Raw genomic sequence first — 15,126 nt, 5'->3', positions numbered from 1 at the left:
TTACAGCTAATCATTACTTAGCATAATATTGAGGCTTATCGCAAAGCCATACACTTTGTGTTGATATAACGATAATTAATCCGAAAGAAGAGTAATAAAGTGATGTTGCTGCCAGATATACGGATGAGATTTTCGATAGATAAAAAAAACACCGCCTAATTTAGGCGGTGTAACAAATTTGACAGACAGGTCAAAAATAAATACAGGAAGTATATGTTTTGTCACAGGGAGTGTGGACAAAACATTATGGTAGAAATCTACCTAACTCGAAATACGAGTTTGCAAACACAACATCGCAACAACGAAGCCAATTGATTTCCAAAGAAATCAAGCCGTTCAGGCTCGTGTTGCGGGGTGAAATATAGAATTTATCTGGCTGTTCGACAACGGACATTTTATAATGTTTCAGATTAAAAAAACTAATCCTATTTGAGGTCCCATATGTCTCGCAGATTGCCTCCATTAAATTCGCTTCGAGTCTTCGAAGCGGCTGCTCGCCATCTCAGTTTTACGCGAGCGGCAGAAGAGTTGTTTGTTACTCAAGCCGCGGTCAGTCACCAAATTAAAGCACTCGAAGAGTTCTTATCGTTGAAGCTCTTTCGTCGCCGTAATCGTTCGCTATTGTTGACAGAAGAAGGACAAAGTTACTTTCTCGACATCAAAGATATTTTCACCTCGATTGCCGAGGCGACAGATAAGGTATTGGAACGTAGTGAAAAAGGGGCATTGACGATCAGTCTACCGCCGAGTTTTGCTATCCAATGGTTGGTGCCTCGTTTGGCCGACTTTAATGCTCAAGAGCCAGATATCGATGTACGTATTAAAGCTGTGGATATGGATGAAGGTTCACTGACTGATGATGTAGATGTCGCTATCTACTATGGCCGTGGGAATTGGCCGGGTTTGCGAGCGGATAAATTGTACCAAGAGTTTCTGATCCCACTTTGTTCACCTTCGTTACTTTTAGGCAACAAACCATTAGAATCTCTAAGTGACCTCAAATTACACACTTTGTTACATGATACTTCGCGTAAAGACTGGAAGCAGTTTGCGCGTCACTACAACATCGAAGGTATCAATGTAAACCACGGTCCTATTTTCAGTCACTCGACAATGGTGCTACAGGCTGCTGCGCATGGTCAGGGGGTTGCGCTTGGTAACAACGTACTCGCCAAGCCAGAAATGGAAGCTGGACGACTCATCGCGCCATTCGACGAGGTGTTGATCTCCAAGAATGCATTCTACGTGGTGTGTCATGAACAGCAGGCAGATATGGGCCGAATCGCAACGTTTAGAGACTGGATGTTGGCGACCGCGAGAAAAGAGCAAGAGGAAGTATTAGATGAGCCAATGGATAGTTGAGGGACCTGAGAGCGGTCCTCTATTTATCTTTGCCCATGGCGCTGGAGCGGGGATGGAACATGATTTCATGACCGCCGTTGCCAAAGGATTAGTTGAGCAAGGAATTCGCGTGGTGCGATTTAACTTCCCGTATATGATTAAGCGAGCGGAAGATGGGAAAAAGCGCCCACCAGATCGTGCGCCAAAGCTGCTTGAAGCCTATGAAGAAGTGATTGCTCACTTTACCTCTCAACCTATTGTCATTGGTGGTAAGTCAATGGGTGGCCGCATGTCGAGTTTACTGGCTGAAAATGAGTTGGTGGCGGGCATTGCCTGTTTAGGGTTTCCATTTCACCCACCGGGAAAGCCAGAAAAGTTCAAAGGCGATCACTTAGCGAATATCGAGAAACCTACGCTGATTCTACAAGGGGAGCGAGACACCTTTGGTAAGCGTGAGGAGTTCGATGACTTTGTCCTTTCATCGCAAGTTAAGGTGAGTTTTTTACCCGATGGTGACCACAGCTTTAAACCGCGCAAGAGCTCAGGCCATACCGAGGCGGGTAACATCGATCTCGCGGTAGAGCAGTTAGCGGCGTTTATCAAAGAGGTGCACCGTGAAAAGTAAGTGGTTACTCTCATTTTCTGGTCTGTCTGGGCTGGTTTCTGTCGCTCTAGGAGCCTTTGCTGCACATGGGCTAAAAGCTCAGCTGGCTCCGTATTTACTTGGCGTATTTGAGACCGGAGTGTTGTACCAATTTATTCACACGTTGGCGATTGTGTTTTGTGCGGTTTTATTGCTATTGAATTTGGGACAAAAAGCACAAAAATATTTTTTCATTGCAGCGATTTGCTTTATCATCGGCATCTTTTGTTTTAGCGGCAGTCTTTACGCGCTGGCGCTGACAGGCATTAAGTGGTTTGGGCCGATTACTCCTATGGGAGGATTGCTGTTCATGATTGGTTGGTGTCTGTTCTTTTTTGCTGCGTTCAATATCAAAGAGGTCTCCAAGTGAAACAACTAATGCTCTATTGCCGTTCTGGCTTTGAGAAAGAGTGTGCTGGTGAAATTCAGGACAAAGCGACACAGCTGGAAGTGTATGGCTTCCCTCGTGTGAAGAGAAACTCAGGTTATGTTGTCTTCGAGTGTTACCAAGATGGAGATGCGGACAAACTTGCGAGAGGTTTGGACTTTAAGTCGTTAATCTTCGCTCGCCAAATGTTTGCGGTAGCGGCTGAGTTTCAATCGCTGCCAAGTGATGACCGCATTAGCCCAATTTTGAATGAGCTAGCAGACATTGAAGCGTTTCCTCGCTGTGGGGATTTGAGAATTGAAACTCCGGATACGAATGAAGCGAAAGAACTACTGAAATTCTGCCGTAAATTTACTGTCCCAATGCGTCAAGCGTTGCGCGGTAAAGGTTTAATGTTGAACAAAGACAACGCGAAGAAGCCAGTACTGCACATTTGTTTTGTGGAGCCTGGCCACTGTTATGTCGGTTATTCTTACACTGACAATAACTCTCAGTTCTTCATGGGTATTCCTCGCCTTAAGTTCCCAGCAGACGCCCCAAGTCGTTCAACGCTTAAACTGGAAGAAGCATTTCACGTCTTTATTCCACGTGAAGAGTGGGATGAGCGTTTGGCTCCAGGAATGTGGGGGGTCGATTTAGGGGCATGTCCAGGCGGTTGGACGTACCAACTGGTGAAGCGCTCGATGTTCGTTCACTGTGTCGATAACGGCATGATGGCAGACAGCTTGATGGAAACCGGCCAGATCAAGCATCATATGGTGGATGGTTTTAAGTTCGAACCAGACCGTAAGAACGTAACATGGATTGTTTGTGACATGGTAGAAAAGCCAGCTCGTGTTGCTCACCTTATGGGCCAGTGGCTGTTAAAAGGTTGGGCGAAAGAGGCAATCTTTAACCTTAAGCTGCCAATGAAAGGCCGCTATGACGAGGTGCTGCAAGACCTTGAAAATCTCAAGCAGTTCCTGATTGATAATAAGGTAAAGTTCAGACTACAAGCTAAGCATTTGTATCATGATCGTGAAGAAATCACGATTCATATCCAGTGTCTATCGAACATTTCGCCGTATTAATTCTATCTCCTAGTCATTTGGGGATAGTCCCGAGAATAGAAAAAGCGCCTTCAAATGGCGCTTTTTTATTGTCTGAGAGCTTTATGGTTTGAAACCATCATCAGACACTATTCCGCTTTATTTGGTCCTGTAAAGCGAATGTCCTGTAAGTTAAAGCCGAGTTCAATGTCGCACTTTAAAGCCGCGACGCGTTTACATAAGCGTGCAGACTCAATGTGCTCGTCTAATTTTTTACGGTATTTCGGTGCGAGGTCTTCACTGGCGTAGGCTGCTTCAATATTCTCAAACTGAGTAAGAATCTCTTTCGCCGCTTTTGGTCCAATGCCTGGAACCCCCGGCACTTGGCTAGAGCTGATCCCCGTTAACCCCCAATAATCGGCCAGTTGGCTCGGTTTTACGCCGAACTCTTTTTCGATAAACGGTTCATCTAACCAACGATGTTGGAAGTAATCACGGATCTGTAGGGTAGGAGAAAGCAGCTGACAGTAGCCTTTATCCGTAGAAACGATGGTGACTTTTTCACCATGACTGGCCACTTTCGTCGCGAGAGTCGCAACCAAGTCGTCCGCTTCATCGCCTTCAGAAAGCAATGAATCAATACCTTGTTCCCACCATGCTTGCTGAATCGCATCTAGACCTTGCATCAGTGGTTCCGGCATTGGTTTTCGATTTTGCTTATAGTCTGGGAGAATCTCAGCTCGCCATCCTCTGTCTTGTTCATGGTGATCGAAAACCGCGATGATGTGTGTCGGGTTGGCTTCTGACAGAATGCGAGTGAGGGTTCTTTGTGTCGTGGTGATGGTTCTTGCTATGTCGGTTGGATCCGGTTGTGCAGAGTGCACACGGCGGATCAGGTTTAGGGCATCAATAATAACAAGATGAATAGACATAATGACTTAGCAATAAAAAAGGGGCGTAATGCCCCTAGTGTAACGAATGCTAGCCTGACTATCGACCACCAATTTCTGGGTGAGCGATGCGGTAACACGGTTCGTAGTCTGAACCGCCAGGTAATTTCATTCGGTGTTGTTCGACAAAGTCTTGTAGTAACTTATCGAGCTTTTTCATTAGCACAGGATCACCGTGAATGGTGAAAGGGCCTCGACGTTCGATTTCTCGAATGCCTTCGGCTTTGACGTTACCAGCCACGATACCGGAGAAGGCTTGACGCAGGTTGGCCGCTAAGACTTGAGGTTCTTGATCTAAGCTTAAATCCAATTGCTCCATCGACTCATGAGTTGGATCGAATGGTAACTGGAAGTTAGGCTCGATTTTTAATGACCAGTTAAAGCTATAAGCATCGCCTTTTTCTTTTCGGTGAAGGCGTACAGAGTCCATGGAGCGCTTCATGATACGTGCCACTTCTGCCGGATCGTCAATGACGATCTCGTAATGCTTTTGACCTTCTTCGCCAAGTGTATCGCGAACAAACTCGTCGATAGAGCGGAAGTACTCTTCACTCTCTTTTGGTCCTGTTAACACGATAGGCATTGGCTGATCGGCGTTGTCTGGGTGCATCATAATGCCAAGAATATACAGCAACTCTTCTGCAGTACCCGGACCACCAGGGAAAATCACAATGCCATGCGCCATACGTACAAAGGCTTCCAAACGCTTTTCGATGTCTGGCATGATAACCAGCTCATTCACGATTGGGTTTGGTGGCTCGGCTGCAATAATCGAAGGTTCGGTTAAACCAAGATAACGTTGCTGAGTATAACGCTGCTTCGCATGTCCGATAGCGGCACCTTTCATTGGCCCTTCCATCGCACCAGGGCCACAACCCGTGCAGATATTAAGTTCACGCAAGCCAAGCTCGTTACCGACTTCACGTGTGTATTGATATTCCACGCCATTGATAGAGTGACCACCCCAACACACGACGAGGTTTGGCTCGATACCTGGTGTGAGTGCTCTGGCATTACGCAGAATACCGAACACGAGGTTAGTGATGTGAATTGGGTTCGTCAGGTTGAGTCGTTGTGCGTCTGCTAAATGCATATTGACATAAACAATATCGCGTAACACGGAGAACAGATGCTCTTGGATACCTTTAATTATTTCGCCATCGACAAAGGCGTGCTCAGGCGGGTTAGTCAGCTCAAGCTTAATACCACGCTCGCGGCGCACTACGTTGACATCAAACGACTGGTGTTTATCGAGTAGCTCTTTCGAGTTATCGGTATGACTGCCGGAGTTCAACACCGCTAACGTGCAGTTGCGGTACAGTTGATAAAGTTCACTCGAGGCCGTGTTCTTTAAGCGCTCTACTTCTAATTGAGATAGCAAGTCCATGCTACCAGCGGGGCTTATATGGGTAATCATAACGCCTCCTTGTGTTGCATTATTTTGAGGGAAAGTACCAACTCACCTTTTTGGGTTATACGTATGGTTTGATGAAAGGCAGTTGGCCGATTTGGTTTTATGGTTATTGACTCCCAAGCAACCTCAAGATGGTACATTCGCGTTCTGTAAATGCATCATCTTGAAGTGACTTGGGTTTTTACAGCTTAGCAGACTGAAAGGGAAGAAATGTGATAACTCGTTGAAAATGGGTGGTTATAAAGCGTAAATTGCGCCAATTCTGGTTTGTTTGTTCGCTTTTTGTACGAAATCTAGCTCCAGTTAAGTTGATTTGTTCCACGTTTTTTAGCGTCCGCAAGCATCTTGCCGAGTCGATCGAGTACATACTCTGGTGTATCGGACTCTTTAAAAGAGGTCGACACAGCCGCTAGGGTGATCATGATATTTTGCTCACGGAACTTAAATGGTAATTGGCTAATATCACGCTGGATATGTTTAATGAGATCCAGTGTGTATTCTTCAGATTGTTCTGGAACGAGTAAAATAAACTCTTCGCCACCAAAGCGAGCTACCGTTTCAGTTTCTGATACGCGTTTATTAATGGTGCGAGCTATGATCTTCAACGCTTTATCACCAGCCGTATAGCCATAGCTGTCATTCACCGCTTTGAAGTTATCAACGTCAAACAACACTACACGCAGATTCTGTTGAGAGCGAATCCAACGCCGATACTCTAGCTCTAGTCGATCATTAAATGCGGTGCGGTTATAGACTTTAGTCAGAGGGTCGAGCAACATGCGCTGAGCTTGGTCATCTAAGCGTCGACGATGATCTTGGGTGGTTTCAAACACGGCTTCGAGCTGGTTCTTACTGTAATTCAAACGCTCTTGCAGCGCTTGTTCTCGTTCTTCCGTCATTTTAAGTCGCTCTGTCAGCGACGCCATTTTCACAAGTAACGGGGCGATTTCTTTTTTTACATCCGCTAGATCTTGAGCTTGGTCGAGCGATAGTTGACTCAATTCAACCAGACTGTTCATTTCTGTGTTGAGCTCTTGGCGGTGCTCAAAGTAGGTATGATGTTGGTCGACGTTCTGATGAACGGTTTTTAGGTTACTTGCGAGAGAAGTGTTCAGCTGATCAAGGAATTGGCTAGATGCTTCGCGCTCGAACTTTGTTGCTTCGACAACCAATTTCAGCGTTGAGAGCGTAAGCTCAATGAGAGACTCTGCACTCACGCCAAGAAGCAGCTTAGCCCGAATATCGAGCAACCTATCTCCAGTTTCTCCCTCAAAATCCAGCTCGGTGATGGTATGTTGTAGATCGCTGGCTAAGCACTCAAGTTGAGACTTATCAGGATTATTCTCAAACTCACTGAGATGCAAACGCGAGTTGGAAGTGATGATTTTCAGAGCGCGTTCGTAAATGCTCAGTAGCTTAGTGGCTTGATCGGCTTTATTGCTGGCATGAGCTTCTGAGAAACTCATTAAGTTCCGTAGTTCACGTTTTAACTGCGCAGGTAAACCTGTGACACGTTGGAGTGTTTCACCACTGTGTTTGATTTGTTCGTCTAGGTAGCCGTTCTGTTTGTCCATCGTCTTCGACTGCTGTTTGAGCATTCTCTCTAATACCGCTAAACGTGGGATAAGAGTACTGATATCTTTTTGATGTTGCAGCTCTTGTTGGATTTCAAACAGGTAATTGGATACCTGGGTATTCGAACCCTGGCAAGCTGAAGACAATGATGCCACAACGCGTTTAAGAACTTGTTGTTCACGTTTGAATTTGAGTGAAGTATCACGATGTGTCAGTCTGAGTTGGTCAAGTTGACAACTCAGCTGATGAAGCTGCGACTGAATATCGGATTCCAAGATTCCCATGAAGTGACTACGGTTAAGTCCATGTACTACTGACAATTATCCGATAATAACAAAAAACGTTATAGCGTCATTAGTTATTATGTCTAACAGGCGTTTAATTATCCATTTTTTAATATTTTCTTGATGTCGTCCTCATTCTTGTAGGACGAATGGATCTTAATCAGACCTTGGCTAATGGCATGCTGACAGGCGGTTCTTATGTTACCCGTTGCAAAGCTCGCGGCGGGTGCGTTATCGATGGCTTTCAAGAAAACCCAGTGGCTTTGCTTATCCTTCAAGCTGACTTCTCGCGCAATGTGAGTCGCAAGTAGCAACAGATCGAGTAATTCCTCGTCGTTAATTGCAGTGTAGGCTCGGGGTAAGAACGGATAATCGCTGATACCCATGCGAATAATACGGTTGACGTTGTGTTGTTGAGCGAACTCATCCACCCAAGTCTGGAATTTCTCGAACATGACTTCGGCAGAAGCATCACGGTCAGCATTCGGTTCTATGTAGAGTAGGTTTGCATCTGAGAAATGGTAAAGACGCGACGGTTTTTCTATCTTTTCCGCTAGGAAGTCACCAAATGCGCGCTCCAGCTCCAGGCCTGCTTTATAACCGTTGTGGACGTACATGCTTCGTAGGAATGGCAAGTCGATCATGACAAAGCGCAGGCGGTCGTTAAGTGGCTCGTGGATCAATTCGCCCATTTGCCATTGCTCGAAAGTTTCGCTCGACTTTTTCAATGAGCGAGACAGTTTCACGTTCAGCATACGCAAGTTACGCAAACGGGAACGAGAGTGAGTGAAGAGATCATTACGCAGTTTTTCGATTTCACTTGCTTGGCGTTGCATGATCACGCCGCGGCGCATAATGAACAAAAACATCACCAACACAGTAATAAACAATGCGAATGAGATTTTCTGGAATTTGCGGTGTTCCCTTTCCACTTGTTCAAGGCGTTCCGATTGGCCGATATAGTGGATGGTTTGTTCAGCAAACTCTTTTTGTTGGCGGAATGCATCCTCACTGATTTGGTTGAGCTGCTTTTGCTCTAAACGCACAAGGTTGGTGTATTTCTTATAAGCCTGCAGAGAAAGTTGGTATTCGCCTGCCTGCTCGTAACCAAGCCCGAGTAAGCGGTAAGACTGCTGCTTAATGAAGTTGTTATTTTCTGGTGACTTTTCAGCAAGAGCTAACGCCAGCTTTGCATTGGTAATGACGTTTTTACTGTCGTTTTGATGATAAGCCAGGCCTGACTGAAGCAACGCTGCCTTTGCTTCAAGCTTAGGAATGTCAGTGTATTCTAAAAGCTCTTTAGAACGGTCTAGGTATTGTTCAGCTAGCGCGTAGTTATAGAGTTGTAGATAGGTAGCCGCCAAGCTTAAGCGAATCTTAATGATCCGATTAATGTTCTTACTGGTGCTTTCATGGTCCAGCACGTTGAAGTAGTGCACTAAGGCAAGGTTAAACTTGCCTTGGTAAAAATAAATGTCACCCATTTGCTCAAGGACATCCGCTAGGATGGGAGAGCTAGGGTAGGAGTCATAGAAGTCTGCGGCTTGAGATAAGTATTCGATCGCTTTGTCGTAAACTCGGCGCTCTTGGAAGAGTCTTGCCAACAGGCGATTAACTTTTGCTAACCTTGCGCCACTGTCACTCTCAATAGATTGCCAATAACCATAAAGCAGTTCCGACAAAGCCAAATTGTATTTCTTGCTATTCAGATAAAACTCGCCGACGGCTGTGTAATAGTCGATCAAGGCTAAGTCAGATCGGCTGTCTTCAAGCATAGTTTTGGCTTGAGAATACAAACTTTCCGCTTTAATCAGATCGCCACTATGTGAAGCGAGGAGCGCTCTTTGCATCACTAATCGATAGCGAACGCTGTCGGTACGTTGCAATACCGCATCGGCTTCATCGAGTTGCTGCTCAATTTGGTTAAGCGTATCTTCCGCTTTTGAATAGTTTTTGTCGTACATCCAAATCATTTGGTTGCGCATTAGCTGGAGATCTAAATCCATGTACGGTAATTGATATTCTTGCGCTAAGCGCTCGGCTTTGTTTAGGTGTTCAATAGCCGAACGAACGTTACCCATGGCGTAGTCTGCCTGAGCGATAATCTTGTGTGCTTCGATGGTGCTGCTTGGTGTGCGAACGCTACGATCGGTCTCGTCACGAGACATAGCAGAAGGGCTGTCACTCTCTTTGCGTTCCGTTAGCTCACGTTGTGACAAGTAGTTGGTTGCCGCTTGTTTTGCTTGTGATGGCTCTATTTCCGCCAATTGTTGTGCTTCGTTGAGTAACGCGGACGATAAAATGGTCGCATGAAGCGGCTGTACAAACAGCAAGCAAAGAAAGCCAATCAACTTGAATAGACGCGAACTGTCCCAAAACATCCTTTCGTTCCCTCGAACTGTTTTTAGATATGGCGGATAACGGTAAAAGGCCTCAACAAGCCTCTTAAATGGAGGTTGAAGCCATTTGATATAGTAACATGCTTGGACAATAAAAACGTCCGGTAACCCTTTAGATTACCGAACTTATTTCTGTCACTAACGCGATTACTGACGAGCCATGCGGTGGTTGTGATCTGGCTTGTCTTGTTCCGTTGAGCGGTACGGGTTGATGTCCAAGCCACCACGGCGCGTGTAGCGGGCGAATACGGTCAGTTTGCTTGGTTGGCAGTATTTCATTAGATCAGTAAAAATACGCTCAACACACTGTTCGTGAAATTCGTTGTGCTCGCGGAAAGATACCAAGTAACGCAGTAATTTCTCGCGATCTATTTTTGCACCTTGGTAGCGAATTTCTACACTGCCCCAGTCAGGCTGGTTAGTGATCAAACAGTTTGATTTCAATAGGTGGCTATGTAGGATTTCTTCCACTTGCTCTTCACCTGCTGCGCCTTCAAGCAAATCGGCATCAAAATCGTAACTGGTGATGTCAATGTCTTGGTCATCAATGCATTCGCCTTCCATTGTCACAATAGGCTGATTGGTGTAGTGAGTAACCGGGTTCACCTCGACCAACACCTTTTCACCGGCACATTCAGATAGGTCTTGCGTTAAACGCTCTTCAACTTCTTCCCAGCTTGCAAAGCGGGTTTGGTTATAGCTGTTTAAGTACAGTTTGAAAGACTTCGACTCAATCAAGTTTGCACTGGTGGCTGGAATGTATACTTCGCCAACGGCCACTTGTGGTAAGCCTTTACTATTTAACCAAGAGAGCTCGTACAGCGTCCAAATGTCGTGGCCCATAAAAGGAAGGCTTTCGCCTAACTGAAGGTCATCTCGGTTTAGGCTACGAGGAACTGGTTGCAGCAAGCTTGGGTCGTATTGGTTCGCATACTCGGTTTTTTTACCTAGTGTTAGGCCAGCAAGCTCTTTAGCGTCAGAATATTTGCTCATACTTTGTGGTCGTTTTCGATTAGAATGGCGAGAATTTTACTGAATCCGCTGGTCAATTGCCATCCGGCAAACACGGCTATCTGATAAATAAGGAATGAGGAGACCTTCATGACCCAAAACGTTACTCAGGCGCTACAAGAGTTCAGCCTGCGCTACCAACAAGCTTGGCAAGCTAAATATAATGAGTTGCCAAGCAGTGAAGAGCTTGCAGATCTTGTTTCTCCTTGTGTCGAAGAGAAGCGTGATGGAAAGGTGCTTTGGAAAGCGGTCGCGCGTAATGAGATGGCCGATTTCACTAATGTGGAAAATGCTATTGAGTTGTCACTGCAAGATGATGTAAAAGCCTTTTATGGTTCTCAATACAGCGCCGATATGGAGGCAACTTGGCAAGGTAATTCGTTGACGCTACTGCAAGTGTGGAGCGATGATGATTTTGTGCGCCTACAAGAAAATATTCTTGGTCATTTGGTGACGCAACGTCGCCTGAAACTTAAACCAACGGTATTTATCGCGGCGACAGATGAGGAAATGGATGTGATCTCGATTTGTAACCTCACTGGTAATGTGATTTTAGAGCGTTTAGGTACGTCTAAACGCGATGTGCTGGCGGATTCATTGGCTGAGTTCTTGAGCAAGTTAGAGGCTGCCGTCTAAATATGTACGTTGTTGAGTTGCAGTTTGAGTGTTTTGATAACACCACCGTCAGCGCGGTAGACAAAGCCATTAATGGCTTGATGGATGCGTTGCGTTACAACGGCCAAGTACTAGGCCGTGAATTCCCGATAGTGATGGGAGATGGCGAGTTTTATGTTCGTGTCGTTTGCCCAGAGCAAGACAGTTTGCATCCACGTTATCACTCAGATTTTGTCAAAGTGTGCATGAACCGTTTGTCAGACGCGTCTTTGCTTGCACCGAAAATGCGTATGCTTGGCCGTGATTTAAATTCAGAACAAGCGGCCGAAGAAGAGACACCTAGCTGGCAAGTGTTGTACACGACTTATGTTCATACGTGTTCGCCATTGCGCAGTGGGGAAACGTTGTTGCCGATTCCTTTGTATCGCAATGAGCCGACGCTAAATGGTGACCATAAAGCCGTCATCAAATGGCAGACAGAATGGCAAGCGTGCGATGAAATCCAAATGGCTGGCGGGTGCCGTGCAGAGCATGCGGCGCTGCACGAGATTTGCGATGTAGACAGCGTGTTGTTCCGCCGCGGTTGGGATTTGCGAGGTCGTATCGAATACATCACCAAGGTTCCTACGTACTATTACCAATATCGTGTCGGTGGTCAGTCGCTGGAGAGTGAGAAAGCGCGCAAGTGCCCAAAATGCGGTGGAGAGTGGCTACTCGATGAGCCACTACATGACATATTTCACTTTAAGTGTGATGACTGCCGAATCGTGTCGAATATCTCTTGGGACCACCTTAAGTAACTAATTGAGGTTACTTAAATGGTTAGATAGAGAAATAAAAGGGCTGATGTTTTCACATCAGCCCTTTTATGTTCAGACTATTATTTTCAGTACGGTTTAGAAAAGTGGGATTACCAACCTTTCACTACGCCGCCTTTGAATAGCTCTTTTGCCGCTTCGTAAACTTCTTCCGTTTGGTAAGCTTTTACGAAGTTTTGTACGTTTTGCGCATTAACATTTTCTTCGCGAGCAACAATTAGGTTTACGTATGGTGAGTCTTTATCTTCAACAAACACACCGTCACGCTCTGGCGATAGGTCGATAGAGCTTGCGTAAGTGGTGTTGATGATAGATAGCGTTACGTCATCCAATGAACGTGGAAGTTGTGGCGCTTCTAACTCAATGATTTCGATATTTTTAGGGTTGCCTACGATGTCACGTACTGTAGCGAGTAGACCAACGCCATCACGCAGCGTAATCAAACCTTGTTGCTCAAGAAGCAGTAGTGAGCGACCTAGGTTCGTTGGATCGTTTGGAACTGCGATGCGTGCGCCATCTTGGATTTCATCGATTGACTTCACTTGCTTAGAGTAACCAGCAATAGGGTAAACGAATGAGTTACCCGCGATAGCCAGTTTGTAGCCGCGGTCTTTCACTTGTTGGTCTAGGTATGGTTTATGTTGGAACGCATTCGCGTCTACTGAACCATCATCCAGAGCGGCATTTGGCGTTACGTAATCGGTAAATGTTACTAATTCAACATCTAGGTTGTACTTTTCTTTTGCTACTTTAGCTGCCACTTCGGCAACTTGTGCTTCAGCACCAGCAATAACGCCAACTTTTACTTTATTTACGTCTACTTCTTTGTCGCCACAACCCGCTAGAACAAGAGCAGAAGCGGCTGTTGCTACAGTCAAAAGACCTTTAAGGCTAAATTTCATCTTTATCTCCTTATAATTTGTATTTTCAATGCTTATCTGTGGTCTACACGGAGCACCACTGCGTCACCGATAGACTGAATAATCTGTACTAGAACAATCAGCATCACGACAGTCACAGCCATGATAGTTACATCGTAGCGGTGGAAACCGTAACGGATGGCTACGTCGCCGAGTCCGCCGCCGCCTACCGTTCCCGCCATGGCCGAGTAGCTAACGAGAGTGACTAAGGTGATCGTTACTGAGTTAACAATAGTCGGCATTGCTTCAGGTAGTAGAACTTTTGTGATGATCTGTGTTGGTGTCGCCCCCATTGACTGCGCCGCTTCCACCAAGCCTGTTGGTACTTCTAACAAAGCACCTTCAATAAGACGTGCAACAAACGGAATGGCGCCAATAGTCAGTGGGACGATTGCTGCGGTTGTACCGATAAAGGTTCCAACTAGCATTTTTGTCACTGGAATAATCGCAACCATCAGGACGAGGAATGGCACAGAACGACCAATGTTAACGACAGCGCCTAAGCTGCTATTTAGTTTGGTGTTTTCAAGTAGGCCGCCTTTCTTAGTAATGTGGAGGATTACGCCTAATGGAATACCCACGGCAAAGCCGACTAATCCGGCAACCGCAACCATGTAAAGCGTTTCCCACGTTGCACCTAAAAGTAGTTTGCTGTTTAAACTCAGCCATTCAGAAATCGTATTAAAGGACATAACCAAGTACCTCTACTTTTACGTTGTGCTTACGCAGGTATTCCAGTGCTGCGTTGTCATCTTCTTCATTACCAAATAGCTCTGCGACCATCATGCCGAATTTCACGCCGCCAGCGTAATCGAGATCGGAGCTTAAAATACTCACATCAATATTGTATTTACGAGAGATTTGCGACATTAGCGGAGCATCGACGGTTGCGCCAGTAAACTCTAAGCGAACTAATGGGTAGCTGCCTTCAACACGCTCTGCTTGCAGACGTGCTTGGTAATCTTCAGGAATGGATAGATCCAGCGTTGAGCGAATGAATTGGTGCGCCAGCTCCGTTTTAGGGTGCGCGAAAATATCGCCAACGGTGCCTTTCTCCACCAACTCACCACCACCGATGATCGCCACTTCGTGACAGATGCTTTTTACCACTTCCATTTCGTGGGTAATCAGTAGAATCGTGATGTTGAGTTTGCGGTTGATCTCTTTCAATAGCTCAAGGATAGATTGAGTCGTTGCAGGATCCAGTGCGCTAGTGGCTTCGTCACACAGTAGTACGCTTGGATCGGATGCCAATGCGCGAGCAATCGCCACACGTTGTTTTTGACCGCCACTTAGGTTGGACGGATAGCTTTCGTGTTTGTCGGCTAAGCCAACAAGTTTTAGTAACTCAGTGACTTTTGTTGTGATTTGCGATTTGTCTTTGCCTGCCAGTTCCAGTGGTAGCGCCACGTTATCAAACACAGTACGAGACGAGAGCAGATTAAAATGCTGAAAGATCATGCCGATGTTACGGCGCGTTTCGACCAACTGCTTTTTGCTGAGTTTTGTTAAATCAATGCCATCAACGATGATGGAGCCAGATGTTGGTGCTTCTAACATGTTTACGCAGCGGATCAGCGTACTTTTACCAGCACCAGATGAACCGATAACACCGAAGATGGTGCCCTTGGCGATGTGTAGGTTAATGTCTTTCAGGGCAAGGATTTCCTTACTGCCTTGGTAGAACACTTTATTGACGTTTTTTATTTCTATCATGTTTCAACCTGCCCAAAGATACGG

At 45.8% G+C, this 15,126-nt stretch carries 14 protein-coding genes; 6 read left to right on the top strand and 8 right to left on the bottom strand.

Features of this window, described 5'->3' with window-relative positions:
- Positions 1–441 precede the first annotated feature (441 nt).
- The 4 genes from CBX98_RS19030 to rlmM are packed head-to-tail and all read left to right on the top strand — an operon-like array spanning position 442 to position 3,442.
- Positions 442–1,362, top strand: coding sequence for a transcriptional regulator GcvA (locus CBX98_RS19030; RefSeq protein ID WP_005391378.1), 921 nt, complete (start codon positions 442–444; stop codon positions 1,360–1,362).
- Positions 1,343–1,966: an alpha/beta fold hydrolase gene (locus tag CBX98_RS19025; protein WP_109169996.1), complete on the top strand. Its 624-nt coding sequence runs from the start codon at positions 1,343–1,345 to the stop codon at positions 1,964–1,966. The genes CBX98_RS19030 and CBX98_RS19025 overlap by 20 nt, the downstream gene beginning before the upstream one ends.
- Positions 1,956–2,354, top strand: a complete 399-nt coding sequence (locus CBX98_RS19020) for a DUF423 domain-containing protein (RefSeq protein WP_005391376.1) — start codon at positions 1,956–1,958, stop codon at positions 2,352–2,354. Before CBX98_RS19025 ends, CBX98_RS19020 begins: the two co-directional genes overlap by 11 nt.
- A complete protein-coding gene (rlmM, locus tag CBX98_RS19015; protein WP_005391375.1) occupies positions 2,351–3,442 on the top strand; it encodes a 23S rRNA (cytidine(2498)-2'-O)-methyltransferase RlmM in 1,092 nt (363 codons plus the stop codon). The genes CBX98_RS19020 and rlmM overlap by 4 nt, the downstream gene beginning before the upstream one ends.
- Positions 3,443–3,549: 107 nt before the next feature.
- On the opposite strand, the gene xni is transcribed toward rlmM, so the two are convergent.
- The 5 genes from xni to queF form a co-directional block, all read right to left on the bottom strand.
- Positions 3,550–4,332, bottom strand: a complete 783-nt coding sequence (xni, locus tag CBX98_RS19010) for a flap endonuclease Xni (protein WP_005391374.1) — start codon at positions 4,330–4,332, stop codon at positions 3,550–3,552.
- A 58-nt stretch (positions 4,333–4,390) separates the two neighbouring features.
- Positions 4,391–5,767: a nucleotide 5'-monophosphate nucleosidase PpnN gene (ppnN, locus tag CBX98_RS19005; protein WP_005391372.1), complete on the bottom strand. Its 1,377-nt coding sequence runs from the start codon at positions 5,765–5,767 to the stop codon at positions 4,391–4,393.
- A gap of 290 nt (positions 5,768–6,057) precedes the next feature.
- The gene (locus CBX98_RS19000) at positions 6,058–7,623 is read right to left on the bottom strand and encodes a GGDEF domain-containing protein (protein WP_109169995.1); all 1,566 of its coding nucleotides are present in this window, start codon (positions 7,621–7,623) and stop codon (positions 6,058–6,060) included.
- 98 nt (positions 7,624–7,721) lie between these two features.
- A complete protein-coding gene (locus CBX98_RS18995) occupies positions 7,722–10,004 on the bottom strand; it encodes a hypothetical protein (protein WP_005391368.1) in 2,283 nt (760 codons plus the stop codon).
- A 165-nt stretch (positions 10,005–10,169) separates the two neighbouring features.
- On the bottom strand, positions 10,170–11,015 hold the full coding sequence (gene queF / locus CBX98_RS18990; protein ID WP_109169994.1) for an NADPH-dependent 7-cyano-7-deazaguanine reductase QueF: 846 nt from the start codon (positions 11,013–11,015) through the stop codon (positions 10,170–10,172).
- A 108-nt stretch (positions 11,016–11,123) separates the two neighbouring features.
- Here queF and syd point away from each other — a divergent pair, with 108 nt between their 5' ends.
- Together syd and CBX98_RS18980 are read left to right on the top strand one after the other, a co-directional pair.
- Positions 11,124–11,669, top strand: coding sequence for a SecY-interacting protein (syd, locus tag CBX98_RS18985; protein ID WP_005391362.1), 546 nt, complete (start codon positions 11,124–11,126; stop codon positions 11,667–11,669).
- Between the two features lie 2 nt (positions 11,670–11,671).
- Positions 11,672–12,448: a Zn-ribbon-containing protein gene (locus CBX98_RS18980; RefSeq protein ID WP_048626099.1), complete on the top strand. Its 777-nt coding sequence runs from the start codon at positions 11,672–11,674 to the stop codon at positions 12,446–12,448.
- Positions 12,449–12,558: 110 nt separating this feature from the next.
- On the opposite strand, the gene CBX98_RS18975 is transcribed toward CBX98_RS18980, so the two are convergent.
- From CBX98_RS18975 to metN, 3 genes are read right to left on the bottom strand one after another with little or no spacing between them, the layout of a single operon-like run.
- The gene (locus tag CBX98_RS18975) at positions 12,559–13,368 is read right to left on the bottom strand and encodes a MetQ/NlpA family lipoprotein (RefSeq protein ID WP_005391357.1); all 810 of its coding nucleotides are present in this window, start codon (positions 13,366–13,368) and stop codon (positions 12,559–12,561) included.
- Between the two features lie 32 nt (positions 13,369–13,400).
- Positions 13,401–14,078, bottom strand: a complete 678-nt coding sequence (locus CBX98_RS18970) for a methionine ABC transporter permease (protein WP_109169993.1) — start codon at positions 14,076–14,078, stop codon at positions 13,401–13,403.
- The gene (gene metN, locus CBX98_RS18965; RefSeq protein ID WP_047010146.1) at positions 14,068–15,102 is read right to left on the bottom strand and encodes a methionine ABC transporter ATP-binding protein MetN; all 1,035 of its coding nucleotides are present in this window, start codon (positions 15,100–15,102) and stop codon (positions 14,068–14,070) included. The genes CBX98_RS18970 and metN overlap by 11 nt, the downstream gene beginning before the upstream one ends.
- Between the last annotated feature and the right edge of the window lie 24 nt (positions 15,103–15,126).

Origin of the sequence: Vibrio sp. T9 (assembly GCF_003123985.1) — a bacterium.
Taxonomy (GTDB): domain Bacteria; phylum Pseudomonadota; class Gammaproteobacteria; order Enterobacterales; family Vibrionaceae; genus Vibrio; species Vibrio diabolicus.
This window is presented reverse-complemented; position numbering and strand designations above follow the sequence as displayed.

Excerpts from the sequence above, each read along its gene's own strand:
- CBX98_RS19030 (WP_005391378.1), top strand. The coding sequence starts at position 442 with ATGTCTCGCAGATTGCCTCCATTAAATTCGCTTCGAGTCTTCGAAGCG.
- CBX98_RS19025 (WP_109169996.1), top strand. The coding sequence starts at position 1,343 with ATGAGCCAATGGATAGTTGAGGGACCTGAGAGCGGTCCTCTATTTATC.
- xni (WP_005391374.1), bottom strand. The coding sequence starts at position 4,332 with ATGTCTATTCATCTTGTTATTATTGATGCCCTAAACCTGATCCGCCGT.
- ppnN (WP_005391372.1), bottom strand. The coding sequence starts at position 5,767 with ATGATTACCCATATAAGCCCCGCTGGTAGCATGGACTTGCTATCTCAA.
- CBX98_RS19000 (WP_109169995.1), bottom strand. The coding sequence starts at position 7,623 with ATGGGAATCTTGGAATCCGATATTCAGTCGCAGCTTCATCAGCTGAGT.
- CBX98_RS18995 (WP_005391368.1), bottom strand. The coding sequence starts at position 10,004 with ATGTTTTGGGACAGTTCGCGTCTATTCAAGTTGATTGGCTTTCTTTGC.
- queF (WP_109169994.1), bottom strand. The coding sequence starts at position 11,015 with ATGAGCAAATATTCTGACGCTAAAGAGCTTGCTGGCCTAACACTAGGT.
- syd (WP_005391362.1), top strand. The coding sequence starts at position 11,124 with ATGACCCAAAACGTTACTCAGGCGCTACAAGAGTTCAGCCTGCGCTAC.
- CBX98_RS18980 (WP_048626099.1), top strand. The coding sequence starts at position 11,672 with ATGTACGTTGTTGAGTTGCAGTTTGAGTGTTTTGATAACACCACCGTC.
- CBX98_RS18975 (WP_005391357.1), bottom strand. The coding sequence starts at position 13,368 with ATGAAATTTAGCCTTAAAGGTCTTTTGACTGTAGCAACAGCCGCTTCT.
- CBX98_RS18970 (WP_109169993.1), bottom strand. The coding sequence starts at position 14,078 with ATGTCCTTTAATACGATTTCTGAATGGCTGAGTTTAAACAGCAAACTA.
- metN (WP_047010146.1), bottom strand. The coding sequence starts at position 15,102 with ATGATAGAAATAAAAAACGTCAATAAAGTGTTCTACCAAGGCAGTAAG.